Origin of the sequence: Hymenobacter sp. BT491 (assembly GCF_014349165.1) — a bacterium.
Lineage (GTDB): Bacteria > Bacteroidota > Bacteroidia > Cytophagales > Hymenobacteraceae > Hymenobacter > Hymenobacter jejuensis.
The window spans coordinates 613,939-626,126 of sequence record NZ_JACSJJ010000002.1 but is presented as its reverse complement, the minus strand read 5'-3'; the positions used below and the strand labels follow the sequence as shown (position 1 = coordinate 626,126).

Below are 12,188 nucleotides of genomic sequence, written 5' to 3'. Positions count from 1 at the left end.
TACTTCCAAATTTTTTAGTTTTATGCTAATAAAATTAGATATATTGATATTTATTCGTATCTTACAGCATGCAGATGCGTAGTCTGCACTTGTCTAAATAGCAGAGAACTATGTCCGATAAACGCCAAGCTGCCCTCGGCTTCATCTTCGTAACGCTGCTGCTGGACGTCATTGGGTTCGGCATCATCATTCCGGTTATCCCTAAGCTCATCAGTCAGCTGACGGGCGGCGGTATGAGCGAGGCGGCCAAGTACGGCGGTTGGCTGGGCTTTGCATTTGCCAGCATGCAATTTCTGTTTTCGCCCGTGCTCGGCAACCTCAGCGATCAATACGGACGGCGGCCGGTGCTGTTATTTGCGTTGTTTGGCTTTGGGCTCGACTACTTATTTGTGGCCTTTGCGCCCAGCGTGGGGTGGCTGTTTGTAGGGCGCATCATTGCGGGCATTACGGGCGCCAGCTTCACGACTGCCTCGGCCTACATCGCCGACATCAGCCCACCCGAAAAACGGGCGCAGAACTTCGGCATGATCGGGGCCGCCTTTGGACTAGGGTTTATTATCGGGCCTGTAATTGGCGGGTTGCTGGGGCATTTTGGGCCGCGGGTTCCCTTTTTGGTAGCCGCAGGACTCACAATGCTCAATTGGCTCTACGGATTCTTTGTGCTGCCCGAATCGTTGGCCACCGAGAATCGGCGCCAGTTTGAGTGGAAACGCGCCAACCCGGTGGGGTCGCTGCGGCAACTGCAACGTTACCCCGTCATCATGGGCATGGTGGGCTCGCTGGTGCTGCTCTACATTGCGGCCCACGCCGTGCAGAGTACGTGGTCGTACTTTGTGATGTACCGCTTCAACTGGAACGAAGGCTGGGTTGGGGCTTCGCTTGGGGTGGTCGGGCTGCTGACGGCACTGGTACAGGGCTTGCTCATTCGCGTTCTGAACCCAAAGCTGGGAGCAAAACGCTCCGTGGCGCTCGGTCTAAGCCTGTATGCCACTGGCTTTCTGCTCTTTGCATTTGCCGACAAAAGCTGGATGATGTTTGCCTTTTTGGTGCCTTATTGCTTGGGCGGCATCGCCGGACCGGCGCTCCAAAGCATCATTTCCACGCAGGTGGCGGCCAACGAACAAGGCGAACTGCAAGGTGCGCTCACCAGCCTAGTTAGTTTGACGGCCATTGTCGGGCCGCCGCTCATGACCAACCTGTTCTCGTATTTCACGGGTCCGAGTGCGCCGGTGCATTTCCCAGGGGCTGCGTTTCTGGCCGGTGCTGTGCTCACGATTATCAGCGTGCTGCTGGCCATGCGCTCCTTAAACAGGAATTCCGGACACGTAATTATTCCAGAGGAAGTGGCGGCGACTGAAACGCCTGTCCACTAACTTCATTTCACAACGTGCTCGTTACCAAGTATTTAACAAAAAACTAGGTAATGAGCACGTTGTCTCGGTTACCGCGTTACACCCCAGCCGCCGCCCAATGCCCGGTACAAATCAATGAGTAGGAAGAACTGCTCGCGGCGGGCGTTGGTGAGCTGCAATTCGGCTTCCAGTACGCTGCGTTGGGCCGTTATCACCTCCAGGTACGTGGCGTAGCCAGCCACAAAGAGGTCGTTGGAGATGGACACGGCTTTGTTGAGCGAGGTAACTTCCTGCTCTTTAAGCTGATACACCTGCCGGTAGTTATCGATACCCTGCAAGTTGGTTACCACTTCCTGATAGCCCGTGCGGATAGCTTTTTGGTAGGCATAAAAGGCGCCCACGTTGTCGGCCGTCGAGCGGACGTACTCGGCTTTCAGGGCGGCGCGGTTGACGAGCGGCGCGGTTAGGCCACCCACGATACCGTACGCAATTGATTCCGGCCCCTGAAACAGCAGCGAAGTTTTGAAGGCGTTGAAGCCTACATACGGCGACAACGTCAGGGAGGGCAAAAACGCGGCACGAGCCGCCGAAATATCGGCGCGTGAGGCAGCCAGCTCTAGCTCAGCCTGTTGCACATCGGGCCGACGCAGCAGCATCGTGGCCGGCAAGCCCGCCGAAACGGTTGCCGGCAACTGCTGCTCCCGAATGGGCTGGCCGCGCACAATGGGCTGCGGATAACGCCCCAGCAGCAGATTCAGCTGGTTTTCGACCCGCACAATTTCCTGGCGGCGCGCAAATTCGAGGCTGCGCGTGTTCAGCAGCTGCGCCCCGAACTGCTGCACGGCCAGCTCCGTAGCGCGGCCACCCAGCTTTTGCACCTGTACAATTTCGTAAGCTCGCTGTTGCAGCCCCACGTTCTTCCGAATTACATTCACCTCATTATCAAGGGCTAGCAACTCAAAATACAGGCGGGCTACTTCGGCCACGAGCGCGGTCGTGATCAGCTGCCGGCCTTTTTCGGTAGCCAGCAGGCGGGTATAAGCAGCTTTGCGGCGGTTGCGCAGCTTCCCCCAGATATCCAGCTCCCAGGAACTGCGCAGGCCCAGGAAATAGTCGGGGGTGGGATTGGGAATGCGCTGACGCCCATCGATGTTAGGCGACAGGTTCGTGTCGTAATTGCCCACGCCGTTGAGCGTGTACTTGCCGTATCGCTCCACTCCCGCCGACGCCATGCCATTGACGGTGGGAAACAGGGCGCCTTTGGTAATCAGGACGTTAGCACGGGCAACTTCGATGCGCTGAATGGTGGTGAGCAGGTCGAAATTGCGGTTGAGCGCCGTGTCGATCAGGCTGACCAAGTTCGGATCGGTAAAGAACTGCGACCAGGGCATATCGGCAATGCTGGCCGTGGTATCGGTGCGATTGAGAAACGAAGCCGGGGCCTTCGGCAAGGACGGCAGCTGCGGGGGCGCCGCCACTTTGCACCCCGTAACGAGCGCGGCCGAGCAGATAAAAAGCAAGAAGCGCTTTAATAGTTTATGTAACATATTTACTCTGAGCATCTTATCAAATAGCTATGCGCTGCCCTAAGCCCGCGCAACTTCCAGTTCTTCGGTCGCAGGCTGGCTCTCTTTTCGGCCTTTTTTCTCCGCCAGCTTCGCGAACAGCACGTACAGACCCGGAATCAGCACCACGCCCGCCACGGTGCCCACTAGCATGCCCGACGCGGCCGCCGTGCCGATGGAGCGGTTGCCCAAAGCCCCGGCGCCGCTGGCCACGCACAGCGGAATCAGACCCGCAATGAAGGCGAACGAAGTCATCAGGATAGGCCGCAGACGCGACACGGCGCCTTCCACGGCGGCGTTGAGAATAGAATGGCCTTCCCTCTGACGCAGCACCGCAAACTCGATGATGAGGATGGCGTTTTTGCCCAGCAGCCCAATGAGCATCACGAGCGAAACCTGAGCGTAGATGTTGTTTTCCAGCCCCAGTAGCTTCAGCCCCAGAAACGCCCCGAAGATGCCCGTCGGCAACGACAGCAGAACCGGCAGCGGCAGCAGGAAACTTTCGTATTGGGCTGCTAATAAGAGGTATACAAACACCAAGCAGACCGCAAAAATGTAGATCGCCTGGTTGCCCGACAGGATCTGCTCGCGCGTCATGCCCGACCACTCGAAACTATAGCCGCGGGGCAACTCTTTGGCGGCCACTTCCTCGATGGCGTTGATGGCATCGCCGGAGCTGTAGCCGGGGGCCGCGTCGCCGTTGAGCATGGCCGAGGTGTACATGTTGTAGCGCGTGAGCTGCTCGGGGCCGTACACGCGTTCCAGCCGGATAAACGTGGAATACGGCACCATCTCGCCGCGGTCGTTTTTCACGAAAAGCTTCAGCAAGTCTTCGGGCTTGGTGCGGTAGTTGGGCGCAGCCTGCACCATTACCTTGTACATCTGCCCGAAGCGGATGAAGTTGGAGGCGTAATAGCTGCCCATCAGGGTTTGCAGCGTACTCATGGCGTTTTCGATAGTGACGCCTTTTTTGGCGGCCATATCTTGGTCAACGTGAATGAGATACTGCGGAAATGTGGGGTCGAAACCCGTGAAAGCGCTCCCGATTTCAGGGCGTTGGTTGAGGGCGGCAATGAAATCTTTGGCGACTTTATCGGTCTGCTGCAGATCGCCACGACCGGTCTTGTCGAGCAGGCGCAGCTCAAAGCCGCTGGAGTTACCGAAGCCGGGCACGGTAGGCGGCGGGAAAAACTGAATCTGAGCGTCGGTGATGCCTTTGGTTTTGGCTTCCAGCAGCGTAATGATCTCACTGACAGACTCTTTTCGTTCTTCCCACGGCTTGAGGTTGATCATGCCCATGCCGTAGGAAGCACCCGCCACTTCGCTCATCAGGCTGTAGCCGGCCAGGTTCGAAACCGACTCCACGGCATCGATGCCTTTGGTTGCCTGCTGGATTTTGTCGAGGACGCGATCGGTGCGCTCCACGGTGGCGCCGGGCGGCGTGGTTACGTTCACGTAAATCATGCCCTGATCTTCGGTCGGGATGAAGCCGCCTGGCAGAATCGCACTAACCCCCCAAGTAGCCGCGCAGAAAAACAAAAACAGCCCAATGGTGATAGCACGGCGCCGCGCCACAAAGCTTACCAACTGCTGGTAGCGAGCCGAAAACGCTGCGTAGCCTCGGTTGAACCAAGCGAAAAAGCGGTTGATCAGCCCTTTCTTTTCGGCCTGATTCTCAGGATCATACTTCAGGATGAGTGCACACAAAGCTGGCGTCAGAGTCAGGGCGTTAATACCTGAGATCACGATGGAAATGGCCAGCGTTAGCGAAAACTGCCGGTAGAATACGCCCACCGGCCCGGTCATAAACGCGACCGGCACAAACACGGCCGACATCACCAGCGTGATGGCGATGATGGCGCCGCCCATTTCGCCCATAGCGGCAAACGTAGCTTCGCGAGGCGACAAATGCTGCTCGTGCATCTTGGCGTGCACGGCCTCCACTACCACAATCGCATTGTCGACCACAATGCCGATGGCAAGCACTAATGCAAAGAGGGTCAGCAGGTTAATCGAAAAGCCAAAGAGCTGCATAAAGAACAACGTGCCCACCAACGCCACCGGCACGGCCAGCGCCGGAATCAGGGTGGAGCGCCAGTCCTGGATGAACAGGTACACCACCAGAAACACCAGCAAAAATGCCTCGAACAAGGTGCGGACCACTTCATGAATGGAAGCGTCGAGGAAGCGCGACACGTCGTAGGCGATGTTGTAGGTCATGCCGGGCGGAAACGAAGTGCCTTTTAGCTCGGCCATGCGCGCTTTCACATTCGCAATTACTTCGCTGGCATTGGAGCCGGGGCGCTGCTTGAGCATGATGGAGGCTGAGGGGCGCCCGTCGGTTTTGGAGAGCATGCCGTAGCTCATCACGTCGAACTCGACGTCGGCCACGTCCCGAAGCCGGAGCACCGAACCGTCGGCGTTAGCCCGAAGCACGACGTTTTTGTATTGCTCCGGCTCAAACATTTTGCCGGTGTAGCGCAGCACATATTGCAGCATCTGTGGGGCTTTGCCGGAGCTTTCGCCCGTTTTGCCAGGGGCCGCTTCCACGTTTTGATCGCGGATGGCTTTGATAACTTCATCGGCCGACACGCTGTACGAAGCCAGTCGGTCGGGCTTGAGCCACACGCGCATCGAGTACTCGCGCGAGCCCATGATCTCGGCGAAGCCCACGCCGTCGATGCGCTTGAGCTCCTGCAACACGTTGATATCGGTGAAGTTATAAATGAACTTCTCGCCTACCGCCGGATCGTCGCTCATCACGTTGAGGTAGAGCAGCATGCTGTTGACTTCCTTCTCGGTGGCCACGCCGGCCTTAATCACTTCTTCCGGCAGCTCGTCGATTACCGTTTGCACGCGGTTCTGCACGTTCACGGCCGCCACGTCGGGGTCAATGCCTACCTGGAAGAACACCGTAATCACCGTCAGGCCGCTGTTGCTGCTCACCGACGACATGTACGACATGCCCGGCACTCCGTTGATGGCACGTTCGAGCGGCGTGGCCACGGCTTTGGCGCATACCTCGGCGTTGGCGCCGGTATAGCGCGCCGTCACGGTCACGGAGGGCGGCACAATGTCGGGAAACTGCGTAATGGGCAGCGTAAAGAACGCCAGCAAGCCCAAAAACACGATAACAAGCGAAATAACCAGCGACAGAACGGGCCGCCGGATAAACAGATTAAACATATGCGGAAGTTGACGGTGGCACGAAACGCCTCAAGGGCCGGTCGCAGATACAGGGGCGGCGGGCGTTAGTGGGCGCCGGCCAGGATCTGCCCCATCAGCACGGGGCGCGGCCGGATGGTAGCCCCTTCACGCAGATCCTGCATGCCTTCGTACACGATTTTTTCGCCCGGCTTCAGGCCCGATTTCACCACGTAGAAATACGACAGCCGTGTGCTCGGCACAAAGCTTTTCTGCTTGACTTTGCCGGCGGCGTCCACCACGAAGACGTAGTTTTTGTCCTGAATTTCGAACACAGCTTTCTGGGGCACCAGCACCACGTCGTGCACGGTATTGCTGAGGCGCACGCGGCCCGTCGCGCCGTGTTTTAGGATTTTGTGGGGGTTATCAAACCGTGCGCGGAAGGAAATAGAGCCTGTTCCTTCGTTGAACTCACTCTCAACGGTTTCAATTTTGCCCGGCGGCGTGTATTGCGAACCATCGGCCAGAATCAGCTGCACCGCATTGTTGTTGCGGCTGGGGTGCTGCTGCCGCGTCTTGATATATTCTAAATACTCGCCCTCCGACACGCCAAAATACGCGTACACGGCGCGGTTGTCGGAAACGGTAGTGAGCAGCGTGCCGTTGTCGACTAAGCTCCCGACTTTCAGCGGAATACGGTCGATGATGCCATCGAACGGCGCCCGTACCATCGTGTACGACAGGCTCAGGGCCGCCGTAGACTGCGCCGAGCGTGCTTCGTCAATCTGGGCCTGGGCAGCGCGGAGCTTGGCTTGCGCGACTTCCAGCTCGCTTTTGGCAATGATCTTTTTGTCGACCAGCAGCCGTACCCGCTCGGCTTCGAGCTGCGCGACTCTGGACTGCGCAACAGCATTGCTCAGGTTGGCGCGGGCTTTGGCCAGCTGCGTTTTGTATTCGGCGTCGTTGATGCGGAACAACGGCTGTCCGGCCTTCACTTCCTTGCCTTCGTCCACGTAGATTTTCTCAATAAATCCTTGGACACGCGCCCGCACTTCTACGTTTTTAATCGATTGGATATCAGCAACATAATCGTGATGCAAAACCGTATCCTGCGCCACTAGCTCCAGCACGGGCAGCACCTCGACCGCCACGGCCGTTTTGGTGTTGTCGGCCTGGCTGGTTTCGGTGCAGCTGGCCCCGGCTACACTAAGCGTGGGCAGGAGCAGCCACACAAGAGATCTACGATACTTTGGCGACATGAGAAGGGCGTTAAAACGAAATTTTATTTTGTAAATATCTTATGATCAATGTATTACCAAAACCATAGTCAGTACTGCGCCCGCGTTGTCAGCGGTTCGATGTGGTTGAACACCTTCACCAGCAGGCTGTCTTTGCGCATCTGTTCGGCTTGGCAATGGGCCAGCATCGAGCGCGTGAGTTGCAGCTCCGCCTCCGACTCGGTTGCGTCGTCGCTGAGCAGGCTTGTTTCCGACAGGTTGTTTGTTAAAGGACTGAGCAGATAGCAGTTAAGTCCCACAGAAAGCACAATGGCCCCGATCAGCAGGTAGATCAGCACCAGATGACGGTTGTCCTTGAGCATCGGTTTTGAGCGCTAGTTGTGCTGCAAAGGACCGCCCACGACATTAAAACCGTCTGAGAAGGAGATTAGAAAACATTAAAAAAGCGAGGTGCCTGTCTGGTACAAGCACCCCGCTAGCGGTCAGATAATTTACTTGGTCAGCTACGCTTTATCGCTGACAGTCATCCTGTTACGAGGCACGGGCAGCCGCACGGTAACCGTAGTGCCCTCTCCTACCCGCGACGCAAGGTGCAGCTGCCCGCCGTGGCGCTGAATAATCTTGTATGTGATGGCCAGGCCTAGGCCATAGCCGGGCATGCTTTTGCCGTTTTCGCCACGGTACAAAGGCTCCAGAATGCGTTGTTGCTCTTGCAGCGCTATGCCAATTCCATTATCTATAACCTTGATAATCAATGCACTGTCTTTTGCATAACCAAACTGAACGGTTACGGCATCCTGCGAATATTTGCAGGCATTTTCCAGAATATTGAAAAGCGCTGTAGTCAGCAGGTGCGCGTTACCCTGCACGGTGAAAGCATCGTCGAGCTCTTTGGGCAGCGGGCCAAATTCCAATTTTAAGGTGCGGCCGGGGTACTTAGTTTCGCAGTAGCCCATGGCCTGCGTCAGGCACTCGTCGAGGCGCACGGGCTGGCGCTTGAAGGAGGTGTCGTCGGCTTTGGCGAGCGCCAGCAGGCCGTTGGTGAGGGCCACCAACCGCTTGATTTCCTCCACGGCCGAGCCGATGCTTTGCTTGGTTTCGGACAGGTCGGTGTCGTAGGCCTGAGAGGTTTCGAGCGTACCGAGCAGGTTGGTCAGGGGTGTGCGCAGCTCGTGCGACGCATGCGAAAGAAAGCTTTTTTGCGACTCAAACGCCTGCTCAACGCCGCTGAGCATCTTGTTGAACGTGATGGCCAGCCGCGCGATTTCGTCCTGCTGGTTGCCCTCGTCGACGCGCAGGCTCAGGTTGGAAGCCGTGATGCGCTCCACCTGCCGAATTACGCGCGCAATGGGTTTCAGCGACTCATCGGCAAAGTACCAACCCGCCACAATGATGAGCACCAATGACCCGACGTTGCCCACCACCAGCAACAGCAGCAGCTTCCGAAACTGCTGATTACCAAATTGATCGTAGCCCGAAACAAACAAGAAGTACGTTTGGCCCGCGTGGGGGTAGCGCAGCCCCACGGTTTCCAGCTTACCCTCTTCGAAACGCACAAACTTCTCCTTATCTAACACCTTGCTATACAACACATTACTGGCCAAAGCCGGCGCATCGCCGATATGGTACAGCAAGCGCCGGCGAACATCGTAGATGCTAATGCGCTCGTCGTGCATGGTCATCATGTCTTTCCTGCGAAAGCTGCGCAGCATCTCGTCGCGCAGGTTGGCCCGCCTAATCAGGAGGCTGGCCATGAGCTGCGCTTTGGCTTCGAGGCGGTGGTAGTATTTCTGCTGCCGCGATACGGCGTTGAAGTAGTAGATAAACGCAGAAAAGCAGAGCTGAATGGCCACCACCAGCAGCATAAACCGCAGTATCAACTTATTGCGAATCAGCATCTTCCGGTTCACCCTTCGCGCATTACGTAACCCATGCCTACCACCGTGTGAATGAGCTTGGGCTTGAAATCGCGGTCGATTTTCTTGCGCAGATAGCTCACGTACACGTCGATGACGTTGGTGTTGGTATCAAAATTCAGTTCCCAGACCCGCTCGGCAATATCGACTCGCGAAATGACCTTGCCGCGGTTCAGCAGCAGGTATTCGAGCAGCGCGTACTCCTTGGTAGTCAGGTCGATGCGCTGCTGGTTGCGCGTCACGGTCTTGGAGTCGAGATTCAGCTCCAGGTCGGCAATGCGCAGCAGGCGCTTTACGCTGCCGGCATCGGAGTTGCGTTTGGCCAGCGCCCGCGTTCGCAGTAGCAACTCTTTGAATTCGAAAGGTTTAACCAAATAATCGTCGGCACCGGCCTCGAAGCCGCTTACTTTGTCGTCGAGGCTGTCTAGAGCGGTGAGCAGCAGCACGGGCACCTGCGGGTCGTCGGCCCGGATGAGGCGACACAGCTCAAACCCGTTGATATAAGGCAGATTGATATCGAGGATAATCACCTCGTAGGCATGCTGCTGAAACAGCGAGCGGCCCATGCGCCCGTCGTAGGCAATATCCAACTCATAGCCTTCATTCTCAAAGCCTTTCTTTACGAATGAGGCCAGTTTGGGCTCGTCTTCTACCAGCAGTATTTTCATAGGCGATGGGCAAAAGTAGCTTTTCCGTCGCTGAGTGGTACGCAATTGCGCCGCAGGCGGCGGCTCAGGCGCACAGGTAATTCCGCGCTTGCTGAGGCATCCTTTTCGCTGACTTTCAAGTACTTCCTTATACCTATCGAGCAAGCATGCAGAGAATAAAACAAGGTCTTGGAGCCGCGGCAACCACAAGATGCTCTACTATATTACTTTTCTGCTGATACCATTCATAGAACCTTATGCCGAGAAGGAGCAAAGCATGACCGCCAGGGAGGTTATGCAATCGGCCCTACGCCCCTTACAAAAATGCAGCATGGCTAAGCAACTTCTGCTGACTGTAGCGTCCAGCTTCCGCCTGACGGGCTTGGGGCTATTGGTAACTCCACAAGAAGGTAACACACAGTCCCTGAGCAAGTTCGACCTGCATACCAAGCTGGAAGTAAACTTGGTTTTCCCCGACGGGCATCAGGAGGCAGCCACGGCCAGCATAGAGGAAATGTCGCGGCAAACCGGCGCAGACGACGCGCCGGCTTACCACGACGAGCATGTATTGTTGCTGGAAAGCGACCTGATTCGGGAAGTGCCCGTTGGCACCGAAATCTGGTGGGCCGGGCAGGCGTACGACCCGTATGCGTTACTTCGTTAGCCAGCCGTTGGCATCAAACCAATTTTGCAGGCTGGCCACCCAATCGTCTTTGGTGGTTTTGTTGTGCATCCCGAAACCGTGGCCGCCTTTCGGGTATAGGTGCATTTCGGCGGGCACTTGGTGGTGCAGACAAGCTTCGTAAAATACGATGCTGTTTTTCACGGGCACGGTTTTGTCATCCTGCGCATGAACTAAGAAAGTAGGCGGCGTTTGGGCTGAAACTTGCAACTCATTGGAATACAGCTTCGTCTGGGCTGCATCGGGCGTTTTGCCAATCAAGTTATCGCGTGAGCCGGCGTGTTTGAGGCTGTCGGAAAAGCTGATGACGGGGTAGAGCAGCACCAGAAAATCGGGGCGCACGGAGGTATTATCCTTGGTGTCGCCCACGGGCTTCGTGAAGTGCGTGCCGGCTGTAGAGGCCAGATGCCCACCCGCCGAAAAGCCCATGATACCCACGCGCTGCGGGTTAACGCCGTACTTCGCGGCCTGCTGACGCACCATGCGCAGGGCCTGCTGGGCGTCGAGCAGTGGCGCGATGGACTTATCGACCTGGCTTAGGTCGTCGGGTAAGCGGTACTTCAGCACAAACGCTGTGACGCCCATCGTGTTGAGGCGCTGAGCCACTTCGCGTCCTTCCCCGTCAATAGACAAGCGGCTGTAACCTCCTCCCGGACAGATAATTACGGCCGTGCCGTTGGCCTTGCCTTTCTCCGGCTGATACACCGCCAAGGTAGGCTGCACCACGTTGCTGATGCGCTCGGTGCCATCGGCCACTTTTATACTTTTTTCCTGAACGCTGCTGGGTTTCGAATCCGGAATGGTGCCGGGATAGAGCGGAAGAATCTGATTCTGAGCCAATAGAAGATGCGTAACAAAGCTTAAGGCAGCGGCAAGAAGCGGTTTTTTCATGGTAAATTAGGGTAGGTCAGGGTTGATACGCCCAAATTACTGGAACGGATGAAAATCGAGAATCAAACAAGGGCCACGCTTTCAAACTCACCGCTATGATTCTGAAAGAAGTGCATTTGCAAACTGCGGATCTGGCTGCCACCACAGCCTTTTACGCCGAACTGCTGGAGTTGCCTGTTCAGGCCCAAACAGAAACGGCGGTGGCGTTTCGGGTGGGCTTCTCGCTGCTGAGTTTTCGTCTTTCCAACGCTGCCCAACGCCCATTTTATCATTTTGCCTTTACCATTCCCAGCAACCAAGTAGCGGAAGCTCATGCTTGGATAAGCGCCCGCACGACCATCCTGCCGGCTCCAGAAGGCGGCACCATTCTCGATTTTCCCAACTGGAACGCCAAGGCGTTTTATTTTCACGATCCCAACGGCAACATTCTGGAGTGCATCGCCCGCTTCGACTTGCCCAACGCCGTTGCGAACGGCTTCTCTTCGGCTTGCTTTCTGGGCCTGAACGAAATTGGCCTTCCAACCCCCAATGCGCCGCAGAGCGCCGAGGCGATCCACCGACAATACGACGTGCCGTACTTCGTGCGCGGTCCCCGCTTGCCCGAATTCGTGGTAATGGGCGATGATACTGGCCTGTTCATCATGCCGACCATCGGGCGAGGCTGGCTGCCCACTGGTCGGCCCGCCGAGCGTTTCGGAATCAGGGTAGTATTTGAAGAGAAGGGCAAAACACAAGTTATTGATAATCAATAAC

Annotated in this window: 10 protein-coding genes; 3 read left to right on the top strand and 7 right to left on the bottom strand. The window is 56.6% G+C overall.

Annotated features, from left to right (window positions below):
* Positions 1–110 precede the first annotated feature (110 nt).
* A complete protein-coding gene (locus H9I52_RS08405; protein ID WP_187453500.1) occupies positions 111–1,373 on the top strand; it encodes a TCR/Tet family MFS transporter in 1,263 nt (420 codons plus the stop codon).
* Between the two features lie 68 nt (positions 1,374–1,441).
* Here the strand turns inward: H9I52_RS08405 and H9I52_RS08400 are convergent, their stop codons facing one another.
* The 6 genes from H9I52_RS08400 to H9I52_RS08375 all read right to left on the bottom strand — a co-directional run bounded on the left by H9I52_RS08400 (position 1,442) and on the right by H9I52_RS08375 (position 9,883).
* Complete coding sequence (locus tag H9I52_RS08400; RefSeq protein WP_187453499.1) at positions 1,442–2,899, bottom strand: TolC family protein; 1,458 nt, start codon at positions 2,897–2,899, stop codon at positions 1,442–1,444.
* 39 nt (positions 2,900–2,938) lie between these two features.
* A complete protein-coding gene (locus tag H9I52_RS08395; protein ID WP_187453498.1) occupies positions 2,939–6,103 on the bottom strand; it encodes an efflux RND transporter permease subunit in 3,165 nt (1,054 codons plus the stop codon).
* A 65-nt stretch (positions 6,104–6,168) separates the two neighbouring features.
* Entirely contained in the window at positions 6,169–7,293 is a 1,125-nt protein-coding gene (locus H9I52_RS08390; protein WP_316248014.1) for an efflux RND transporter periplasmic adaptor subunit, read from the bottom strand.
* Positions 7,294–7,388: 95 nt separating this feature from the next.
* Positions 7,389–7,661 carry a hypothetical protein gene (locus tag H9I52_RS08385; protein ID WP_187453496.1) on the bottom strand — a complete coding sequence of 91 codons (273 nt, stop codon included), beginning with the start codon at positions 7,659–7,661 and terminating at the stop codon, positions 7,389–7,391.
* A gap of 141 nt (positions 7,662–7,802) precedes the next feature.
* Positions 7,803–9,197 (bottom strand): sensor histidine kinase, encoded by a 1,395-nt coding sequence (locus tag H9I52_RS08380; protein WP_187453495.1) that lies wholly within the window; start codon positions 9,195–9,197, stop codon positions 7,803–7,805.
* A gap of 8 nt (positions 9,198–9,205) precedes the next feature.
* The gene (locus H9I52_RS08375) at positions 9,206–9,883 is read right to left on the bottom strand and encodes a response regulator (protein ID WP_187453494.1); all 678 of its coding nucleotides are present in this window, start codon (positions 9,881–9,883) and stop codon (positions 9,206–9,208) included.
* Between the two features lie 310 nt (positions 9,884–10,193).
* Between H9I52_RS08375 and H9I52_RS08370 the strand changes: the two genes are divergently transcribed.
* A complete protein-coding gene (locus H9I52_RS08370) occupies positions 10,194–10,526 on the top strand; it encodes a hypothetical protein (protein WP_187453493.1) in 333 nt (110 codons plus the stop codon).
* On the opposite strand, the gene H9I52_RS08365 is transcribed toward H9I52_RS08370, so the two are convergent.
* Complete coding sequence (locus H9I52_RS08365) at positions 10,515–11,435, bottom strand: alpha/beta hydrolase (protein WP_187453492.1); 921 nt, start codon at positions 11,433–11,435, stop codon at positions 10,515–10,517. The genes H9I52_RS08370 and H9I52_RS08365 overlap by 12 nt on opposite strands.
* Positions 11,436–11,530: 95 nt before the next feature.
* On the opposite strand from H9I52_RS08365, the gene H9I52_RS08360 reads away from it, so the two are divergent.
* Positions 11,531–12,187 (top strand): VOC family protein, encoded by a 657-nt coding sequence (locus tag H9I52_RS08360; protein ID WP_187453491.1) that lies wholly within the window; start codon positions 11,531–11,533, stop codon positions 12,185–12,187.
* Position 12,188 lies beyond the last annotated feature (1 nt).

What these genes read in the sequence shown, in the direction of transcription:
- H9I52_RS08385 (WP_187453496.1), bottom strand. Translation starts at nt 7,661, where the DNA reads ATGCTCAAGGACAACCGTCATCTGGTGCTGATCTACCTGCTGATCGGG.
- H9I52_RS08360 (WP_187453491.1), top strand. Translation starts at nt 11,531, where the DNA reads ATGATTCTGAAAGAAGTGCATTTGCAAACTGCGGATCTGGCTGCCACC.
- H9I52_RS08370 (WP_187453493.1), top strand. Translation starts at nt 10,194, where the DNA reads ATGGCTAAGCAACTTCTGCTGACTGTAGCGTCCAGCTTCCGCCTGACG.
- H9I52_RS08405 (WP_187453500.1), top strand. Translation starts at nt 111, where the DNA reads ATGTCCGATAAACGCCAAGCTGCCCTCGGCTTCATCTTCGTAACGCTG.
- H9I52_RS08365 (WP_187453492.1), bottom strand. Translation starts at nt 11,435, where the DNA reads ATGAAAAAACCGCTTCTTGCCGCTGCCTTAAGCTTTGTTACGCATCTT.
- H9I52_RS08375 (WP_187453494.1), bottom strand. Translation starts at nt 9,883, where the DNA reads ATGAAAATACTGCTGGTAGAAGACGAGCCCAAACTGGCCTCATTCGTA.
- H9I52_RS08400 (WP_187453499.1), bottom strand. Translation starts at nt 2,899, where the DNA reads ATGTTACATAAACTATTAAAGCGCTTCTTGCTTTTTATCTGCTCGGCC.
- H9I52_RS08395 (WP_187453498.1), bottom strand. Translation starts at nt 6,103, where the DNA reads ATGTTTAATCTGTTTATCCGGCGGCCCGTTCTGTCGCTGGTTATTTCG.
- H9I52_RS08380 (WP_187453495.1), bottom strand. Translation starts at nt 9,197, where the DNA reads ATGCTGATTCGCAATAAGTTGATACTGCGGTTTATGCTGCTGGTGGTG.